The sequence below is a fragment of the Flavobacterium panacagri genome, from assembly GCF_030378165.1.
In the GTDB taxonomy this organism is placed as follows: Bacteria; Bacteroidota; Bacteroidia; order Flavobacteriales; family Flavobacteriaceae; genus Flavobacterium; species Flavobacterium panacagri.
Genome location: NZ_CP119766.1, coordinates 2,142,861 through 2,162,450, shown reverse-complemented (window position 1 = coordinate 2,162,450; position 19,590 = coordinate 2,142,861). Strand labels below are relative to the sequence as shown.

Annotated in this window: 17 protein-coding genes; 8 read left to right on the top strand and 9 right to left on the bottom strand. The window is 33.6% G+C overall.

Going from position 1 to position 19,590, the window contains the following annotated elements; translation table 11 throughout:
* Positions 1-17 precede the first annotated feature (17 nt).
* Entirely contained in the window at positions 18-593 is a 576-nt protein-coding gene (locus P2W65_RS09785; protein WP_289665220.1) for a TerD family protein, read from the bottom strand.
* 452 nt (positions 594-1,045) lie between these two features.
* On the opposite strand from P2W65_RS09785, the gene P2W65_RS09780 reads away from it, so the two are divergent.
* Positions 1,046-1,429, top strand: coding sequence for a DUF983 domain-containing protein (locus P2W65_RS09780; RefSeq protein WP_289665219.1), 384 nt, complete (start codon positions 1,046-1,048; stop codon positions 1,427-1,429).
* Here the strand turns inward: P2W65_RS09780 and P2W65_RS09775 are convergent.
* The 8 genes from P2W65_RS09775 to topA form a co-directional block, all read right to left on the bottom strand.
* Complete coding sequence (locus tag P2W65_RS09775; protein WP_289665217.1) at positions 1,410-2,483, bottom strand: NAD(P)/FAD-dependent oxidoreductase; 1,074 nt, start codon at positions 2,481-2,483, stop codon at positions 1,410-1,412. The genes P2W65_RS09780 and P2W65_RS09775 overlap by 20 nt on opposite strands.
* A 74-nt stretch (positions 2,484-2,557) precedes the next feature.
* On the bottom strand, positions 2,558-3,547 hold the full coding sequence (porN, locus tag P2W65_RS09770; protein WP_289666180.1) for a type IX secretion system ring subunit PorN/GldN: 990 nt from the start codon (positions 3,545-3,547) through the stop codon (positions 2,558-2,560).
* Between the two features lie 191 nt (positions 3,548-3,738).
* On the bottom strand, positions 3,739-4,728 hold the full coding sequence (gene porN / locus P2W65_RS09765) for a type IX secretion system ring subunit PorN/GldN (protein WP_289666179.1): 990 nt from the start codon (positions 4,726-4,728) through the stop codon (positions 3,739-3,741).
* 44 nt (positions 4,729-4,772) lie between these two features.
* Positions 4,773-6,314, bottom strand: a complete 1,542-nt coding sequence (porM, locus tag P2W65_RS09760; RefSeq protein WP_289665215.1) for a type IX secretion system motor protein PorM/GldM — start codon at positions 6,312-6,314, stop codon at positions 4,773-4,775.
* 51 nt (positions 6,315-6,365) lie between these two features.
* Positions 6,366-7,013 (bottom strand): type IX secretion system motor protein PorL/GldL, encoded by a 648-nt coding sequence (gene porL, locus P2W65_RS09755; protein WP_289665213.1) that lies wholly within the window; start codon positions 7,011-7,013, stop codon positions 6,366-6,368.
* A gap of 55 nt (positions 7,014-7,068) precedes the next feature.
* Positions 7,069-8,475, bottom strand: a complete 1,407-nt coding sequence (porK, locus tag P2W65_RS09750) for a T9SS ring complex lipoprotein PorK/GldK (RefSeq protein ID WP_289665211.1) — start codon at positions 8,473-8,475, stop codon at positions 7,069-7,071.
* Positions 8,476-8,737: 262 nt separating this feature from the next.
* Positions 8,738-9,889, bottom strand: coding sequence for a formimidoylglutamase (locus P2W65_RS09745; RefSeq protein WP_289665210.1), 1,152 nt, complete (start codon positions 9,887-9,889; stop codon positions 8,738-8,740).
* A 7-nt stretch (positions 9,890-9,896) separates the two neighbouring features.
* A complete protein-coding gene (topA, locus tag P2W65_RS09740) occupies positions 9,897-12,413 on the bottom strand; it encodes a type I DNA topoisomerase (protein WP_289665209.1) in 2,517 nt (838 codons plus the stop codon).
* 574 nt (positions 12,414-12,987) lie between these two features.
* Between topA and miaB the strand changes: the two genes are divergently transcribed.
* From miaB to P2W65_RS09705, 7 genes are all read left to right on the top strand, one after another.
* Positions 12,988-14,433: a tRNA (N6-isopentenyl adenosine(37)-C2)-methylthiotransferase MiaB gene (gene miaB / locus P2W65_RS09735; RefSeq protein ID WP_289665208.1), complete on the top strand. Its 1,446-nt coding sequence runs from the start codon at positions 12,988-12,990 to the stop codon at positions 14,431-14,433.
* Positions 14,434-14,478: 45 nt separating this feature from the next.
* Positions 14,479-14,868 (top strand): GxxExxY protein, encoded by a 390-nt coding sequence (locus tag P2W65_RS09730; protein ID WP_289665206.1) that lies wholly within the window; start codon positions 14,479-14,481, stop codon positions 14,866-14,868.
* Positions 14,869-15,052: 184 nt separating this feature from the next.
* Positions 15,053-16,312, top strand: a complete 1,260-nt coding sequence (locus P2W65_RS09725; protein ID WP_289665204.1) for a sigma-54 interaction domain-containing protein — start codon at positions 15,053-15,055, stop codon at positions 16,310-16,312.
* Positions 16,313-16,411: 99 nt separating this feature from the next.
* Positions 16,412-16,933: an LptE family protein gene (locus tag P2W65_RS09720; protein WP_289665203.1), complete on the top strand. Its 522-nt coding sequence runs from the start codon at positions 16,412-16,414 to the stop codon at positions 16,931-16,933.
* 78 nt (positions 16,934-17,011) lie between these two features.
* Positions 17,012-18,799, top strand: coding sequence for a tetratricopeptide repeat protein (locus P2W65_RS09715; RefSeq protein ID WP_289665201.1), 1,788 nt, complete (start codon positions 17,012-17,014; stop codon positions 18,797-18,799).
* A gap of 3 nt (positions 18,800-18,802) precedes the next feature.
* Entirely contained in the window at positions 18,803-19,144 is a 342-nt protein-coding gene (gene secG, locus P2W65_RS09710; RefSeq protein ID WP_289665200.1) for a preprotein translocase subunit SecG, read from the top strand.
* A 143-nt stretch (positions 19,145-19,287) separates the two neighbouring features.
* Positions 19,288-19,563 carry a co-chaperone GroES gene (locus tag P2W65_RS09705; RefSeq protein WP_008467105.1) on the top strand — a complete coding sequence of 92 codons (276 nt, stop codon included), beginning with the start codon at positions 19,288-19,290 and terminating at the stop codon, positions 19,561-19,563.
* Positions 19,564-19,590 lie beyond the last annotated feature (27 nt).

Genomic DNA, 19,590 nt, shown 5'->3' with positions numbered 1-19,590 from the left:
AATTTGCTAAACAGATGTTACTTAATGATTTCGCCTGAATAATATTTCTCTAAGAAATAGCCCAAATCGGCTTTATAACCAATACCGGAAGCTTCAAACTTCCAATTACCATTTCTTTTATACAATCTTCCAAACTCAACACCAGTCTCTATAGAGAAATCCTCTCCTAACTCATATTTAGCAATTTCTTCTCCATTTTCATCATTGACGATTCTGATATAAGAATTTCTAACCTGACCAAAATTCTGTTTTCTGCGCTCAAAATCTTCAATTGTTACCACAAAAAGAATCTCCTCAACAGCGGTATCTATTTTAGATAAGTCTACTTTGATAGCCTCATCATCATCGCCATCGCTATTACCACCTGTCGGATCGTCCCCTGTATGCAATAGTGCTCCATCGGGCGATGATAAATTGTTATAAAAAACAAAATAGCTTTCCCCTAAAAGTTTTCTACTTGCATTGATCATGATCGCAGAAGCATCCAGATCAAAATCATGCCCAGTACCTTCATTTGGATCCCAGCCTAGACCAACCGTAATTCTAGATAATCCGATGTCAATTTTTTGTCCTTTTTGTAAATTTATTGCCATTACGAAATTTTGTATTTATAAATTAACCTGTACAATAATATAAAAAGAAGCGCATTAAAGTTTACGGGATTCCGTAAACAAGGGAAATATTTTTAAGAGCTTTAATAAATTGGCTCTCTTTACAATACCAATTTCATAGTATCCAGAAAGGTTTATTTTTTTTCAGCTAGAAAAATTACTTTTATTTAATTGTTCTTTAAACATTTTAATTGATTTGTAATAGTAGAAAACATTACTAATTCTAACTGCCCATAAAAGACAATTTTTCTATATTATAAGTCATTTCAACAATGTAGAAACGTTTAAAAAACGGTGGTTTTATTCTCTAAAATAAAGCAGAAAATTAAAAATTACCTTATCTTTGTTTCAGTAATTACTGACACTATTAAGGTAAATTTCAATATCTAAATACAGCTACTTCTTTACAGATTATAAAAAATTCAAAACACAAAATGTTAAAAAAAGGATCGAAACTAAATAGTATTTTAACAGGAAGTTGTCCAAAATGCCAAAATGAAAGCATGTATGAAGACAAAAATCCCCTTCATTTGAGTAAAGTTCTAAAAATGAATGAAAACTGCAGCCATTGCGGATTCAAATATCAAATTGAACCGTCGTTCTTTTACGGCGCTATGTATGTAAGCTACGGTTTGAATGTTGCCGTCGGAATTGCTGCCTTTATTATCTCTTTTGTTTTTTTTGGAGCCAATATCGAGCAATCGTTTATCGCTATTATCGTGACTTTGGTAGTTTTATTTCCTTTTGTACTTCGTCTATCCAGAAACTTATACATTAATATGTTTGTTTCTTATGATCCTAACGCTGGCCGAAAGTAATCCCTTTTAAATATCTTTTATGGAATCGCTTAATATCGGCTTCTCGGTCTATAGGCGTTCCGTTTTCAATATGCTCGTACAACATTTTTGCCAATGCCGGCCCGAGCATCACGCCTCGCGTTCCTAATCCGTTAAGAACATGAATAGAACTGTATGCTTCGTGAGTACCAACTAAAGGTCTTCTATCCGCAACTGTTGGTCTTACTCCAGCAAAATGCTTTATGATCTCAAAATCGCAGGTAATAATTTCCTTAATACGATCTATAAGTTCCTGTTTCCCTTCTTCTGTTGGAAGATCCGTCTTATCATGCCAATTGTAAGTTGCACCAACTTTAAACAGATTACCGCCTACTGGTAAAATGAAGACGCTTGTATTCACAATTAGATCTAATTTTAAATCAGGGGCTTTTATCAAAAACAATTCTCCTTTCGTCCCATCCAAAGGAAGATAATTAAAATATGGATTTTTATGTAGTCCAAAACCTTCTGCAAATATGATATGGCGGGCTTTAATACTTTTATACTGAATTCCAGATTCAAGAATTTCTAAGAAAGAACTATGAAAAGATTCTTCCAGAAGCAAATTATTATCTTTTAAATAAGCTTTATAACTCTCCAACATCTGTCCAGTTTTTACATAGCCTGTATGCAGCACTTCTCCATAATTATGAGGAGAATCAATACCTTGATACTTTTTAGTAATGAGTTTGGTGGATAAAAACGGAGCTAAGTTTATTTTATCAGAAGCAGCAAACCAATTATTCTGTTCTTCAATCGAAAAAAACTTTCGAAGAATAGGCATTTTATAATTGAATTTTTCCTGCAATTTCTCCTCAACTTGATCATAGAATTCGTTCATCAAAACCAAATGCTCTTTAGCATTCCAAACTTCGCTGAAACGTTTCAGAATAACCGGATTGTACAAACCACCTGCAATTCTAGATGAATTTTGAGATTTGTCATCTATAACCAAAATAGATTTATTGTTTTTAAGGGCAACTTCGGCAAAAGAAATTCCAGCCAATCCAGATCCGACGATTAAATAATCAAGCATTTGCAGTGTAGATAAAATAAAAAAACTCTAACTACAAAGGTAGCAAGAGTTTCTCTTATAATTTGATTCATTACTTAGTAATTCCACATATCTTCTTCGAAATTTCGAATCTTCTCTTTTACTCGTTCCGATTCCAACAACTGACTTTGCGCATTATCTCTAATGTAATCTTTGATTTCTCTATCCCCATAAACATTTTCTTCTTTATAAATAACCGAATTAAATCTCCTTGAGTTTAATATCTGATCAAATGAAATTGGAAGGGCAGAATTTTGATCGTTAAAAGCTTTTGCTTCATGTAAAACATCACGCGCGTTTGGAAAGAAAACCCAAAATAATTCAATATAATCTTTTTCGTCACTATTCATCGTGTAGACATCTGGAGTAACTGGACAAATTCCGAGTAAGCGATACTTTAATTCACTCTGGCGTTTGTCAAAATACCAAAACCCTTTAATTTTATATTGACTGACATCTGCAGCGGTAAGATCTTGTTTTAAGATATATTCTGCAGGAACTGTTCGGGTTGGACCAACCGTTTCTTCAACATAGGAAACACTTTTCTTTTTCCCTTTCCCTGTAACCACTTTTTTCTTAACAACACGTGATCTATAATCGTCTGGATATTGATTAATTAATTCCCTGCCAGCATCCGTTGTATCTACTCGAGAAAGAGATCCTTGAATATCTTTCAACGATTTTTTAGTATTAAAATAACTATCTGTGTACACTTCAGTTATTTTCCCCTCTCTAATACCTTTTGTTAAGACATCATAAAGAGAGCGCCTATCTGAACCAATATTAGCTGTATCAACTGGAAAATACAACGGAAAATTAATTTTTTCATTCAAATCAATAATCTCCCAAACCGTTTTTCCCATTAAGATATCCCGATCATTAACATAACCATACGCAAGAGGCTTATCATTATCAGATATCATCTGTGCGGGTGTCTTAATTCCAATTTGATCAGCAGTTTTGGCATTAAGTAAATTAGACTGTGCGTGTAAAAAAAGACCTCCAGCAACAGTAACAATAGCAACAAAAAAATTTCTCACTTTCATCATAATAAATATTATAAGGCATTAAACGAAATTTTATTAAAAATATTGTTATTTTTCTTACATAAACAAAAACCATAATCTTTATCTGCTTTTACAACCTTTACAGAATGATATTTCACCATTTATCTAAATAAAAAAAACTCTTACTACAAAGGTAGTAAGAGTTTTTTAAATATTTGATTATGTACTACTTAGTAGTTCCACATATCTTGTTCGAAGTTGCGAATTTTTTCTTTCACTCTTTCAGATTCTAACAACTGATTTTGTGCATTATCTTTCATATAATCGCTAATTGCTCTATCTCCATAAAGGTTTTCCTCTTTGTAAACTACAGCATTAAAACGTCTAGAATTTAAGATCTGATCAAATGAAATAGGAAGAGCTGAATTTTGATCGTTAAAAGCTTTTGCTTCGTGAAGCGCTTCTCTAGCATTTGGGAAGAATACCCAAAACAATTCAATATAATCCTTTTCGTCACTATTCATTGTATAAACATCTGGAGTTACTGGACAAATTCCAAGTAAACGATATTTCAATTCACTCTGACGTTTGTCAAAATACCAGTATCCTTTAATTTTATACTGAGTAACATCTGCAGCAGTAAGATCTTGTTTTAAGATATATTCAGCAGGAACTGTTCTTGTTGGGCCAACTGTTTCTTCAACATAAGATACACTTTTGTTTTTACCTTTACCAGTAACTACTTTTTTCTTCACAACACGTGATTTGTAGTCATCTGGATATTGGTTAATTAACTCTCTACCTGCATCAGTTGTATCAATACGAGATAATGATCCTTCGATGTCTTTCATAGATTTTTTAGTATTAAAATAACTATCTGTATAAACTTCAGTTATTTTTCCACCTTTAATAGCCTTAGTAAGAACGTCGTATAAAGAACGTCTGTTAGAACCAATATTAGCTGTATCTACCGGAAAATACATTGGGAAATTGATTTTTTCATTTAAGTCAATGATCTCCCATGTTGTTTTTCCCATCAAGATATCTCTATCATCTACATAACCATAAGCCAATGGCTTATCATTATCAGATATAAGTTGAGCAGGAGTTTTAAGTCCTATCTGTGCAGGTGTTTTCGCATTAAGCAAATTAGATTGCGCATTAGAAGCAAAACCTCCAGCGATAGAAACAATAGCTATTAAAAAATTTCTTACTTTCATCATGATATCATTATAAGATATTGAACGTAGCTTATACTACTTTATTATTGTATTTCGTAAATTACTGGAGCAGTTCTTGGCAATAAATAACTACCAGCACCAACCAGTTTAGTTTTAATTTCAGAAATAGTAACTTGATCTCCTTTACCTGCTCTTGAAAGTACTTGTTTACATTGTGCATTCATTTTGTTTCCTGTTACAACCACAGTTGGCTGTCCAGCAATTTTCATATTGAATCCAACAACATCTAAACCAACTTCAAAATCAAAATCAAGTAATTTAGCTCCAATTGTAGCAATCTCTAAGTTAGATCTAGGACCTTTAACAACTCCCATCTCACCTCTAATTGTTCCTGTTGGACCAGGAATACCTTTAATTCTGAATGTTTTCTTGTCTGTTACTTTATCACCATTTGGTAATGTACCTGTTACAGAAATTGTAGCTTCAGTACCTTGACCTGGGCTCATGTTATATTTTCCTGGTTTTCCAGCTGAAGATAATCCTGGAGCACTAGCCACAACTTTATTATCAGCAACACCTGCGAAAGATACAGAAATTGGGTTAACAACTCCTCTATACACAACGTTCATTTTATCAGCAGAAATTGTAGCAGAATTTGGTTTTGGAACTACAACATATTTTCCAGAGAATTTCAAAGGAATGTTTTTACCATCTTCTAAGAATGTAAATTGTCCGTTGATATCTTGTTCTCCAACTCCACCAGCAGTTAAAGAGATAACAGCTTGTCCGTTTACGATTTGTCCAGGACCTTGGAATGAAGTAGGCTTAGTATTTTCGTCATAACGACCTAAAACAACTTTACCAGTAACTTTTTCACCTTGGAAATAAGCATTTTTATCTAAAACAACAATTGCTTGATAATTACTGTAAGAAGCAGCAGCAACCGCAGCTTTACCTAAAGCACTGTTATAAACGTCAGCTTCTGTCTTTTTAACGTCATTTTGCCAAGTTGATAATTTTGCAGCAGATGCAATTGCAGGAAATCCTTTGAAATGATAAGCTAAATATTTTTCTTTGATTCCTTCTTTGTTTTTTACATCAGAAACATCAAATTTCTTTTCAACCTCAGCGATAATTGCTGCATATTTTTTGTCTGTTCCTAAAGCAGCTTTAATATCAGCTTTATATTTTTCGATTTTAGAGATAATTTCGTTACCTTTTTTAGTGTAACCGTCTCCTGTAAACCAGTCGTCGATATTATCTCCTCTATCCATAGCTTCGTAAGGCAATTTTCCAGTTTCTTTTTCAACTTCGAAACCTTTAATAGCCTGAGCTTTTAGAGTAGCTATATAATCATAGAAATCTTTTGTAATTGTTTCAACTTTGTGAGCAGTAACTGCAGCAATAGCAAATTCTCCTTTTGCTTCAGCTGCTTTTTGATCTAAAGATGTTAATAAACCTGCATTTGTTTCTGTTGAAGTAGTATTTGCACTTTCAAATTTCTCATTCATCAAACCAAAAGCAGAAATAACTTCTTTTGATACGTTCATTGCTAACATCGCGATGAAAACCAGATACATCAGGTTAATCATCTTCTGTCTAGGGGTTAATTTTCCTCCTGCCATTTTTTTCTAATTAGTTCTTTATTAATAAATTTAATATTAGTTGAAAACTAATTATCCTTTGTTACTCATTGCAGAAAGCATACCACCGTAAACACTGTTTAAAGAAGCAATATTAGCAGTCATAGATGCCATTTGCTCTTTTAATTTAGAAGCGTTTTCAGCGATTTCTTTGTTAGCTTCAGCGTTTCTAGAAGCGCTTTCTAACTGTACTTTATATAAACTGTTTAATGATTCCATTTGAGCAGCAGCAACAGATAATTCTTCAGAATATTTCTTTTGTCCTGCAATTGAATCTACAGTTGGAGCAATTCCTTTAGCAGCAGATTCGAAGTTTTTGATACTGTTTCCTAAACTTGACATTAATTCACCGTCAATTTTAGCTTCTTTTAATAAAGTATCTAATTTTTGAGATAATAATCCTTGAGCCTCAGTTGGGTTTTCAGCTTTAACCTCTTTTTTTCTAGCTTGTCCATTAGCTAATTCTGGGTAAACAAGAGTCCAATCTAACTCGTCCTCTACTGGTTCGAAAGCAGAAAGCGCAAAAATTAACGCTTCAGTCACTAATCCTACTGAAAGCATAACTGTTCCTGTTAATGGTCCAATTTCAAAGTGAGTAATTTTGAATAAAGCTCCAACGATTACCACTGCCGCTCCCATACCATAAGCGAAATTCATTGCTTTTTTACTTAATAATGCCATAATACTTTTTTTTTAGGTTTAAAATAGATTTGTTGGATATTGATAAAATTATAAATTACTTTCTTTTGCTTCCGTTTCCGTTACCAGTTACTTGAGTTCCCATGTAATCTTGAACAGTTCTGAATCCGATATAACTTCTAGCTGAATCAGCGTATTCGTGGTCACGAGTACTTACTTGTAGGAAATAAGCAACATCTTTCCAAGAACCTCCACGAACCACTTTTCTTTGGTTTTTACCATCAATTACGTTTGGATTCATTGTAGAAACATATTCGTAAGCGTTTGGATTGTAAGCAGAATCTGTCCACTCTGAAACGTTACCTGCCATATTGTATAATCCGTAACCATTTACTTCATATGATTTAGCTTCTACAGTATATAAAGCCTCATCAGCAGCATAATCTCCTCTACTAGGTTTGAAGTTTGCTAAGAAACAACCTCTATCACTTTTAGTGTAAGGACCTCCCCAAGGATAAGTTGCAGACTCTAGACCTCCTCTAGCCGCATATTCCCATTCTGCTTCAGTTGGCAATCTGAAAGCGTTTACTAGGTCACGACCTTTTTTCTTAGATTTGATATAGCTATTTTTATTTAGAGTTCTCCAAGCACAGAATGCTTTAGCTTGTTTCCAAGTAACACCAACTACAGGATAATCCCCATAAGCTTTGTGCCAGAAATAATCATTATGCATTGGCTCATTATATGAATAAGCAAAATCTTTAATCCAAACAGCTGTATCAGGATAAACATTAACCTGCTCTGTTTTTACGAAATCACTTCTTTTTCCAACTTTAGCTTTTGCAGCAGCTTGAATATCCATCCAAGAATAACGGAATTTCAACTTATTTACATCAATTGTTCTTAAACCATTGTATGATTCTTCAATTGGCAAATACATAGAATCCATTACTTCAGCATAATACTCATCTGGATATGCTTTTGTATCTTTAATTAATTTAACTTTTCTGTTTAGTTTTCTTCCAGCGTACGGATCATCTTTTGTACCTACACTGTAATAGTTATCGTACATATATTTATCGTAAGCTGTCATTTTTTCTGGATCAGAATCGTTGAAAGCATAATCAGCAATACTTCCGCCTTTTTTACCTTTACCATCAGTCGCTTTTTGTCCAGTTTCGTCAGCTAAAATTGCTAAACGAACTCTCATTGTAGAGTCTTTTACCCACTCCACAAATTGACGATACTCACTGTTAGTAATCTCAGTTTCATCCATGTAAAATGAACGAACAGTTACCGTTTTAGTCGGAGCATCTTCTACGTTAGCTAAATCAGCATCTGATTTACCCATAATAAAAGATCCACCCGGAACTAATGTCATTCCATAAGGCTTCTCGGGATGCCATTTCCCTCCTGTAACACCAACTAATTCACCTTTGTCACCTGACTTACCACAGCCGATTACCAGTGTTAACATTGCTGCAAATGCAATAAACTTCTTCATATAAATTTGGGATTATCTATTCATTATTAAAAGTCCGTAAACGTATTTATTATTTATCTAAAAAACAATACTACTTGCGAATTTATTTTACCGTTCAAAAATAATGTTAAATAAAATAAAAAAAAAATATTTCATCGATAAACTGTGACAAAAAATCGATGTAAAACGTTAATTTTTATCATATGTAAATATTTTCTCACTAATTAATTTTAACTTTTTTCTACTCATTTTAAAAATTTAAGATTTACCTTAAATTTTAATATTACAAAGCATTTTTTCGTTGCGCTTTCCACCATCTTTCTGGCAATTCTTGGTTACAAGCCGCCAAATATTCATCATAAGAACAGGGTAATAACGTATTTCTTTTTAACTTATTGTGGCCATTTGATTGAAAAGGAATTTCGATCCACCAACGGTCTGTTTTATCACTTTTATAAAAAATCAATTCCTCCTCTTCCAGCGGCACTATATATTTAAGATAATTGGCACGACTCCCGAATGGATATTCTTTTGAACGGTAATGATATCCTTCAATAAAATACCATACAATCTGAGCAATAATAACGGACTCTGCCATTGTACTATTGTGATTAAAGACTCCAAAAGCAGAAACTTTATCACTTATTCCCGCATATCTAGACAATGCACAAATTTCTTTTCCATTAAATCCGTTAGGCTCAAAAGTAACCGTATTACCTGAAGCTGAAGATTTTACAGAATTCAAATCAAAGCTAACTAAATCTGCATCTCTAAAAACTGGTTCTGCTAGGGTAATTTTATTAGAAATTTCACCTAAACGATAAGCATCAAAAAATAATTTTTCGATCAAATCAATTTCTTCTTGAGAATTATAATAAGTCTGATACCCAATATTACAGTAGTTAAACAGATTATTTGGCTCATCAATTATGATTTTAGTTAAATACGAATTAGCCGAAACTGACTCATTTTCTTTTCCAAAATCAAATTTATTATCCACAGCTACCAAATTCACCATCTGTTCTAAATCGTCGTAAGCACGATACAAAGCATAGGTCAAATCCTGAGAACCTCCCAGGACTATAGGAATGACTTTTTTCTTAATTAAAGCCGCTACAACCTTTTTTACTGCAAAATAAGTATCTTCAACAGAATCACCAGCAAGGATATCTCCTAAGTCTGCAATTGATGCATCCCAGTTACCTGGATACATGCTATATAATTTCTTACGAACAGCCGAAAGATTAACTTCGTTAACCATATTGATGTTTGTACGATCTTCTAAAACACCAATTATAGCTATATTAATTTGATCAATATCAGGAAACTGATCTTGGGTATGAAAAACTACTTTACTTCCAAGTTCTTGTGAAGACAGCGCACCGACGAATTTTACAATTACATCATTTACTGGTTCTAGAAAATCAAATTCCATCTATTCTTTATTTCTTTTTAGCAGCTGCTTTTTTAGCTGGCGCTTTTTTAGTTGTTGTCGTTTTTTTCGCTGCCGCTTTCTTTGCAGGAGCTTTTGCTTCTATCATTTCTTGAACCTGAGCTAATGTCAACTTCGTTGCATCAACATCTTTACTCAATTCAATTTTGATTTTACCTTTCAGGATTACAGAACGTCCCCAACGGGCTTTCTCCACCACAATTCCTTCGTCTTCCCAATTGTGAAGCACTTTATCGATATTTTTTTGAAGCTTATCTTCAATAAGCTCTTCTACATCTGCTTGCGATAAATTATCGAAATTGTATTTTTTGCTCACATTCACAAAAAGTCCGTTCCATTTAATAAATGGCCCAAAGCGCCCAACACCTTTCTGGACACCTTCTCCTTTATAAACAGCTATCGGTGCATCTGCAAGTGCTTTTTCGTCAATTAATTCCTGAGCTCTTTCTTTAGAAACATTCAATGGATCTTCACCTCTTGGCAGTGAAATAAAAACACTTCCGTGACGAACATAAGGACCGTAACGGCCGTTATTCACTTCTACTTCTTCTCCTTTATAGTCTCCTAAACTTTTAGGCAGCAAAAATAAATTTAAAGCTTCTTCAAGGGTAATATTTCCAATATTTTGATCTGCCATTAAGCTGGCAAATTTTTTATCCTCATCATCTGCTTCTCCAATCTGCGCCATTGGCCCAAATTTTCCTAAACGAACAGAAACTTGTCTTCCATCAGCATCTTTTCCTAGAATTCTTTCACCGCTTTCTCGTTCTGCATTTGCCTCAACCTCTTTTACATTTGGATGAAATTGATTGTAGAAATCCTGCATCATTTTTGCCCAGTCAATATTTCCTTCAGCAATTTCATCAAAATCCTGCTCTACTTTTGCTGTGAAATTATAATCTAAAATGTTTCCAAAATTCTTCACCAAGAAATCGGTTACAATAGTTCCGATATCTGTAGGAACTAATTTCCCTTTATCAGAACCTGTATTTTCTTTCAACAACTTCTCTCCTACTTTACTGTTTTGCAAAGTAAGCTGTGTATAATTACGCTCTTGTCCTTCAAGAGTTCCTTTTTCAACATAATTTCTATTTATAATTGTAGAAATAGTTGGCGCATAAGTAGACGGACGTCCAATTCCCAGTTCCTCCAGTTTTTTCACTAAAGAAGCTTCAGTATAACGTGCAGGCGGTCTTGAATATCTTTCTGTAGCTGTAATGTAATTATTTGCTAGTTTTTCGTTTACTTTTAAAGCTGGAAGCATTCCTTCTTGCTCTTCTTCATCGTCATCATGACCTTCTAAGTACACTTTTAAGAATCCTTCGAAAAGTAATACTTCTCCAGAAGCTGTAAAAAGCTCATCATGATTATCCGCTTCAATTTTTACATTTGTTCTTTCCAACTGCGCATCACTCATTTGAGACGCTAAAGTTCTTTTCCAGATCAAATCGTATAAACGCGCTTGGTCACGGTCAATATTTACAGAGTGACGAGACATATCTGTCGGACGAATTGCTTCATGTGCTTCCTGCGCTCCTTTATTTTTGTTAGCAAAAACGCGAGGTTTAGAATATTCTTTTCCGTAAGATTTTATGATTTCTGCTTCAGCTGCATCCATTGCTTCCTTTGAAAGATTCACAGAATCCGTTCTCATATAAGTAATCAATCCGGCTTCATAAAGACGCTGTGCCAACTGCATGGTAATTCCAACTGGCAAGTATAATTTTCTTGCTGCTTCCTGCTGTAACGTAGAAGTTGTAAAAGGAGATGTTGGAGATTTTTTGGTAGGTTTAGTTTCTAAATCAGCTACCTTATATTTTGAACCGATATTTTGATTTAAGAAATCTTCGGCTTCTTTTTTAGTATTAAAGTTTTTTGGAAGTTTTGCTTTGAAAGCTTTTCCAGCTTCGTTTACAAATTCTGCAACAATTGAATAGGTTGCTACTGCATTAAAACTTTGAATTTCACGCTCTCTTTCAACGATCAAACGTACAGAAACTGACTGCACACGACCTGCTGAAAGTCCTCCTTTGATTTTTCTCCATAAAACAGGAGATAATTCGTAACCTACTAAACGATCCAGAACACGACGTGCCTGCTGTGCGTTTACTAGATTATAATCAATTTCTCTTGGATTGTCGATTGCTTTAAGAATCGCTGATTTTGTAATCTCGTGAAAAACAATTCGTTTGGTTTTTTTTGTGTCTAATTTTAATTCTTCCGCCAAGTGCCATGAAATAGCCTCTCCCTCGCGGTCCTCATCGGATGCTAACCAAACCGTTTCGGCATTCTTAGAAAGTGATTTTAGTTTCGTTACCAAGGCTTTTTTATCAGGAGAAACTTCATATTTAGGTTTAAATCCATTTTCTACATCTACTCCTATTTCCTTTGATGGTAAGTCGGCTATGTGACCATAACTTGACTCCACCTGAAAATCGCTTCCGAGGAATTTCTCGATCGTTTTCGCCTTTGCAGGTGACTCCACTATAACTAAATTCTTTGCCATTGCTCTTATTTTCTGCAACAAAAGTATCTATTTTTTTTAAATATTAACCTTACGAATGCATTTTTGAAGTATTTTGATATTATGAAACTTAAAATTGCAGATTTATCTGTAATAATCTCGATTATATATATAGGTATAACTTTTAATGATTTCTGACAGAGAAATCCCTTTTAATTTTAGATTTCAGAGTTTAGATTTTACATTGCAGAAACATGCGCTAAATTAAAACTCAATTTATTTTCTTTTAAAAACACATTTACTTTGCCCAGATTACTTCACTGACTTTATTTTAAACCGGTGTTCAGAGAATTTCATTTGCAAACGGATTGCCCGGAATAAAAAACAAAAGTTTCTTGTTATAAAAAAAGCGACCAACGGAAGCTCTTTTTGCAACATTAAAAACTTTGCTTTTTTTATGAGGACAAGAAGTGGAGAGCTGGAAATAGCTGTTTATCATAGAAAGTAAACCTCAAAACACTAGCTATCAACATTTCTCAAAACATTGTTAATTCTTTATCTGACATCTTGTCATATTCGTTTCAATTACGCTATCTTTGCACTTTGAATTTTTACAATGGAAAAGATTATTGAAGAAAGCAAACAGGGCGAAAGTCTTGTTCTGGAAAATAAACCTGAGAATACTAAAAAACTCTTTATAGAAAGTTACGGCTGTGCGATGAATTTTTCGGACAGTGAAGTCGTAGCTTCCATTTTATCTGACGGAGGTTATAATACAACATCTGTTCTTGAAGAAGCCGATTTGGTTTTGGTGAATACCTGCTCTATCCGTGACAAAGCGGAACAAACTATTCGTAAACGTTTAGAAAAATACAATGCAGTAAAACGTACGAATCCAAAAATGAAAGTAGGCGTTTTAGGCTGTATGGCGGAACGTTTGAAAAGTCAGTTTTTAGAAGAAGAAAAAATAGTCGATCTTGTTGTTGGTCCTGATGCTTATAAAGATCTTCCGAATTTATTGGCAGAAGTTGAAGAAGGACGTGACGCCATTAACGTAATTTTATCAAAAGAGGAAACATACGGAGATATTTCGCCGGTTCGTTTAATGAGTAACGGAATCACCGCTTTAGTTTCGATTACTCGTGGATGCGACAATATGTGTACGTTTTGTGTTGTACCGTTTACACGTGGACGAGAAAGAAGCCGTGAACCTCAAAGCATTATGAATGAAATTAAAGATCTTTGGGAAAAAGGCTTTAAAGAAATTACACTTTTAGGACAAAACGTTGACAGTTATCTTTGGTACGGCGGCGGTTTGAAAAAAGACTTCGTAAACGCTTCTGAAATGCAGAAAGCTACTGCTGTCGATTTTGATCAATTATTAGAAATGGTTGCGGTAGGTTTTCCTAAAATGCGTATTAGATTTTCGACTTCAAATCCGCAGGATATGCACGAAAGTATTTTACATGTGATGGCGAAATATCCAAATATCTGTAAACATATTCACTTGCCGGTTCAGTCTGGAAGTAACAGAATTTTAAAAGAAATGAATCGTCTGCATTCTCGTGAGGAATATATGGCTTTGATTGATAAAATCAGAGCGATTGTTCCAGATGCTTCGATTTCACAAGATATGATTGCCGGTTTCCCCACAGAAACGGAACAGGATCATCAAGACACCATGAGTTTGATGGAATATGTAAAATATAATTTCGGTTATATGTATTCGTATTCTGAACGCCCTGGAACTCTTGCTGGAAGGAAAATGAAAGATGATGTTGAAGAAGAAACTAAAGCCAGAAGATTACAGGAAATTGTCGATTTACAACAAAAACATGCTTGGTTTAGAAGTGAGGAATTTGTTGGAAAAACAGTTGAAGTTTTAATCGAGAAAGTTTCTAAAAAATCTAAAGAAGAATTCTCCGGAAGAAATTCTCAAAGTATAACGGTTGTTTTTCCGAAAGAGAATTATAAAATTGGAGATTTTGTAAACGTAAAAATCATAAGCTGTACTAGCGGAACTTTAAAGGGTGAAGCCATTGGATATTCTGAGATGAATTAGTTTTTATAACCGCAAATTTCACAAATTTCCGCAAATTAACTATTCATGATCGATACAAACGAATATTACTACAAGAAAGATCAAAATTATCAAATTGTAGGCATATGCATGGAAGTACATAGATTACTAGGCCCTGGATTACTTGAAATTGTCTATAAAGATGCATTAGAAATTGAATTCAAAAATAACAACATTCCTTATCATCGAGAAAAGGAATTTTCAATAGAATACAAAGGAGTTATTTTGCCTCATAAATTTTATGCCGATTTTATAGTTTATGAAGATATAATATTAGAAGTAAAATCAGTTAAAGAAATTAGCAATGATCATCTTGCTCAAACATTAAATTACATGAAGCTTGCGGATACTCCTGTTGGAATAATTGCAAACTTTCAAAACAAATCATTAGTACACAAAAGATTGATAAATTCATAAACTGAATTTGCGCTAATTTGTGTAATTTGTGGTTAATTTAATAATAACATTTCTGACCGATTTAAAAAAAATCTGTGTTAATCATTTTAATCTGTGGCAAAAGAAAAAAAATACAAGCCAAAGTTTTAATTTTTAGGTATAACCTGAAACTTGAAACAAATAAAAAACTTGAAACAAAAACTACATGGAAACAGTTCAAGCAATAAAACAGCGATTTGAGATAATTGGAAATGATCCAAAATTAAATCGTGCCATTGAAAAAGCCATTCAGGTTGCTCCAACTGATATTTCGGTTATGGTAACTGGGGAAAGTGGTGTTGGTAAAGAAAATATTCCTAGAATTATACATTCGCTTTCACACAGAAAGCATGGTAAATATATTGCAGTAAACTGCGGAGCTATTCCGGAAGGAACTATTGATAGTGAACTTTTTGGTCACGAAAAAGGGGCGTTTACAGGTGCCACAAGCACTCGTGAAGGTTATTTTGAAGTGGCAGACGGCGGAACAATATTTTTAGATGAAGTTGGAGAATTACCTTTGACAACTCAGGTAAGATTGTTACGTGTTTTAGAAAATGGCGAATTTATAAAAGTAGGTTCATCCCAAGTTCAAAAAACAAATGTCCGTATTGTTGCAGCAACAAATGTGAATTTATTTAATGCAATCGAAAAAGGTAAATTCCGTGAAGATTTGTATTATCGTTTGAGTACAGTCGAAATTACTTTACCGCCTTTACGAGAAAGAAACGATGATATTCATTTGTTATTTAGAAAATTCGTAGCCGATTTTGCCCATAAATACAAAATGCCTCCGTTAAGATTGGATGATGATGCTGTTCAGCTTTTACAGAAATTTAGATGGAGCGGTAATATTCGTCAACTTCGAAATGTGGCGGAACAGATTTCTGTTTTAGAAACCAATCGCGATATTACGCTGGCCACTTTACAATCGTATCTGCCTGCAGAAGGAAGTAATCTACCTTCGGTAATTAATGACAGTAAAAAAGAAAGTGACTTCAGTACCGAAAGAGATATCTTATACAAAGTCCTCTTTGATATGAAAAGTGACTTAAACGATTTGAAAAAACTGACATTAGAATTGATGAAAAACGGCACTTCTAAAGTTCAAGATATTAATCCAAATCTAATTCAGAAAATATACGGAAACCAAGAAAACGACAGCGAAATTGATTTTGAAGAAGAACCAAGAACTGCTGTCATGACAACGCCAGCCGTTCGTGAAGACAACTATCAGATACCAGATGATAATTATTTGTTTGCCGAAACTATAGAAGAAGAAGAAATTTTACGCCTAGAGCAGAAAGAAATCGAAATGATCAAAAAATCATTAGAAAAAAACAAAGGAAAACGTAAAGCTGCTGCTGATGAATTGGGTATTTCTGAAAGGACTTTATACCGCAAAATCAAACAATTCGATTTATAGTTTCGCCACAAAGACACCAAGACACGAAATGTTTTAAACGAAAATGAATATCTTTGGCCAAGTACCAGTGAACTGGCCAAGCAACCCTTAAATAAAAAAATGAAATACTTAAAACATATCCTTATTCTACTTATCGCTACAACTTTTAGCAGCTGTACTGTAAAATACAATTTTACAGGAACTGGAAAAATTGATGCTAAAACCTTTCAGGTTAACTTTTTTCAAAACAACGCAGATTTAGTAGAACCAGGAATCGACAGAACTTTTACATTGGCTTTGCAGGATTTGATTATGAATCAGACCAATTTAAACTTGGTAAGTGTCAATGGTGATTTAACATACGAAGGAGAAATTGTAGATTATAGAATTACTCCAATGACAGCAACAGCCGTAGGATCAAATGGCGATGTGGGAGCCGCTCAAAACCGTTTGTCAATTCGTGTGAATGTTAGATTCATGAATAAGAAAAAAGAAACAGATGACTTCGAAAAACCTTTTGAATTCTATTATGATTTCCCAGGACAGGAACTCCCAACAGGAGCAACATTAAATGATGCGCTTAAAACAATTTTTGAAAGAATTACCCAAGACATTTTTAATGAGTCATTGGCGAAATGGTAAAATCTTAACTTGTTGAATCGATTAATCGATTTTCAAAACAGTTAAGCCAATAAAATTTTAAACGATTAAACAAAAAAAATGAACGTTACTGATTATACCTACTTAATGAACAAACCGGATGCTATTACAGAAAAGCAGGCGGATGCATTAGGAAGTGTTCTGAATGAATTTCCGTATTTTCAAAGTGCACGCGCATTACGATTAAAAGGACTTTACAATCAAAACAGTTTTAAGTATAATTATGCTTTAAAAGTTACAGCAGCACATACTTCGGATCGTTCCGTTTTATTTGATTTTATCACTTCAGAAGTTTTTACATCTGTTCAAAATGATTTCTACGAACAAAAACTAAGAGATCTTTTAGAAATTACGGTTTTTGATAGCGAAATTATTTCTCCTGAACAAATTAGAAAAGCACTTCAAAAAAATGATCCCGAAGAACAGCCTGTTCCTGACATTAAAGAAGCTCAATCCGTTTCTACAGTTTCAGCTGAACAATCCTTAAAAATTGAGGATTTTGTAAAACCAGAAGAACCGATAAAAATAGAGGAATCTTTAAAAATTGAAGAACCTTTAGTTGTTACTGAAGTCAAAAATATTCCAGAAATAGATCCTTCTATTTTTATGGCTATTAAAGAAGCTCAAACGGTAACTTTTGAGAAACCAGCAATAGAAGAAAAACCTATAACAATTCCTGAAATAGATCCTTCTATTTTTATGGCTATCAAAGAAGCACAGTCGGTAACTTATGAAAAACCAGTTATTGAAGAGGAAAAGAAAATAGAATCTATTATCACTTCTGAAACTATAGAAAATGTAACTTCCGAAACTACAGAATCTTTAGAAGAAATTGATATTCCTTCTTTTACTGAATCAGAAAAAACAGAAGAGCCCGAAATTGAAAAACCTAAAATTGATCGTATTGAAAATTCCATTTTAAGTTCTATAAAAGTTTCTGAAACTCCTACTGTATCAGAATCAGCAAAAGAAATTGAGGAAGAAACAAAATTTGATCGTATTGAAAATTCGATTTTAAGCTCTATTAAAGAAGCTGAAGCTGCAATTCCTGAAGAACCAGCAATTATAGAAGAAGTTAAGGTTATTCCTGTTATTGAACAACCTGTTTCAAGCACTATCGAAGAAGACGAAGAAGAAGGCGTTATTGAGGAAATGATAATTCCAGAACCTAAGTTTAATACAATCGAAAGATCAATTCTTTCTTCAATTAAAGAAGCAGAAACTGTAATTCCTAAAATCGAGGTTAAAGAAGAAATTATTGAAGAAATTATTGAAGAAACTGTTGAAGAAATTACTGCTGAACAACTTCAGGAAGAAATTGAAGAAATTATAGAAGAAACTCCTGAAGAATTTGAAGAAGAAAGAACTGAATCAGTAAAAACTGCTGCAGAACATTTGGAGATTGGCAAACCTTTGGATTTTTCATTAAGAGAAAAACACTCTTTCCAAGAATGGCTTCAATTATCTAGAACAGAACCAATTGATCGTTCAAATGATCTTTCTCCTGAAGAAAGAGCAGCAAAAGAAGCTTCTGAAAAAGCACAACAAGAGGAAGAAAGACAAAAAAAAGCCAGCATAATCGATAAATTTATCGAAAACAATCCGAAAATCTCTCCAATTAAACCTGGAAATAGCGCTCCGATTGTTCAGATTGAAAGTGCTCCAGAGGACAATTCGTACCTAATGACAGAGACTTTGGCTAGAGTATATCTGGAACAAAAGAAATATACAAAGGCAATTCAGGCATATGAAATATTAATTTTGAAATATCCAGAAAAAATTACTTTCTTTGCAGACCGCATATCGGATATAAAGATTTTACAACAAAATAACAATAACAATAATTAAGTAATGAGCACATTTTCAATTTTTTTAGTTTTAATCACAATAGTTTGTTTTCTATTGATCGTAGTTATCATGGTACAGAACCCTAAAGGAGGCGGATTGTCTTCTACTATCAGCGGAACGCAGATGTTAGGTGGTGTACAAAAAACAACTGACTTTTTAGATAAAAGTACTTGGACTTTAGCTACTGTTTTAATTGTGCTAATTTTACTTTCTAGCTTAAGTTTCTCTGGAGCTTTAAGCGATACAGACTCTAAACTTATTGACAAAACTGAAGCTCCAGTAAATACACCTGTAGCTCCAGCACAAGGAAACACTCCTGCTCCAGCAGCACCAGCAGCTAAATAATTTTAGCTCAATATAAAAATCTAATGCCAGCCTGTCAAAGCTGGCATTTTTTTTAAGAAATAATGTCAGTTTTACCAGCATGGCACAATTTCTGAAAGTTTATAGAACATAAAAAAATGTATAACTTATAATAATATAAAATCATGGCTTTAAACATTAAACCGCTTTCAGACCGCGTACTTATTGAGCCTGTTGCAGCTGAAACGAAAACTGCTTCAGGTATTTTTATTCCAGATACTGCCAAAGAAAAACCACAGAAAGGAACTGTAGTTGCAGTAGGAAACGGAACTAAAGATCATACTATGACTGTAAAAGTTGGTGATACTGTTCTTTATGGCAAATATGCAGGAACTGAGCTAAAATTAGAAGGTACTGATTATTTAATTATGCGTGAGGACGATATCCTTGCAATTATCTAAAAAACATATTGTATTAAGTAATCAGTA

Bases quoted from the DNA above. Each gene is read 5' to 3' on its own strand.
- porN (WP_289666179.1), bottom strand. From the start codon at position 4,728: ATGAAAGTAAGAAATTTTTTAATAGCTATTGTTTCTATCGCTGGAGGT.
- P2W65_RS09780 (WP_289665219.1), top strand. From the start codon at position 1,046: ATGTTAAAAAAAGGATCGAAACTAAATAGTATTTTAACAGGAAGTTGT.
- P2W65_RS09705 (WP_008467105.1), top strand. From the start codon at position 19,288: ATGGCTTTAAACATTAAACCGCTTTCAGACCGCGTACTTATTGAGCCT.
- P2W65_RS09785 (WP_289665220.1), bottom strand. From the start codon at position 593: ATGGCAATAAATTTACAAAAAGGACAAAAAATTGACATCGGATTATCT.
- topA (WP_289665209.1), bottom strand. From the start codon at position 12,413: ATGGCAAAGAATTTAGTTATAGTGGAGTCACCTGCAAAGGCGAAAACG.
- P2W65_RS09745 (WP_289665210.1), bottom strand. From the start codon at position 9,889: ATGGAATTTGATTTTCTAGAACCAGTAAATGATGTAATTGTAAAATTC.
- P2W65_RS09725 (WP_289665204.1), top strand. From the start codon at position 15,053: ATGGAAACAGTTCAAGCAATAAAACAGCGATTTGAGATAATTGGAAAT.
- miaB (WP_289665208.1), top strand. From the start codon at position 12,988: ATGGAAAAGATTATTGAAGAAAGCAAACAGGGCGAAAGTCTTGTTCTG.
- P2W65_RS09715 (WP_289665201.1), top strand. From the start codon at position 17,012: ATGAACGTTACTGATTATACCTACTTAATGAACAAACCGGATGCTATT.
- porK (WP_289665211.1), bottom strand. From the start codon at position 8,475: ATGAAGAAGTTTATTGCATTTGCAGCAATGTTAACACTGGTAATCGGC.
- porN (WP_289666180.1), bottom strand. From the start codon at position 3,547: ATGAAAGTGAGAAATTTTTTTGTTGCTATTGTTACTGTTGCTGGAGGT.
- P2W65_RS09730 (WP_289665206.1), top strand. From the start codon at position 14,479: ATGATCGATACAAACGAATATTACTACAAGAAAGATCAAAATTATCAA.
- porL (WP_289665213.1), bottom strand. From the start codon at position 7,013: ATGGCATTATTAAGTAAAAAAGCAATGAATTTCGCTTATGGTATGGGA.
- P2W65_RS09775 (WP_289665217.1), bottom strand. From the start codon at position 2,483: ATGCTTGATTATTTAATCGTCGGATCTGGATTGGCTGGAATTTCTTTT.
- P2W65_RS09720 (WP_289665203.1), top strand. From the start codon at position 16,412: ATGAAATACTTAAAACATATCCTTATTCTACTTATCGCTACAACTTTT.
- secG (WP_289665200.1), top strand. From the start codon at position 18,803: ATGAGCACATTTTCAATTTTTTTAGTTTTAATCACAATAGTTTGTTTT.
- porM (WP_289665215.1), bottom strand. From the start codon at position 6,314: ATGGCAGGAGGAAAATTAACCCCTAGACAGAAGATGATTAACCTGATG.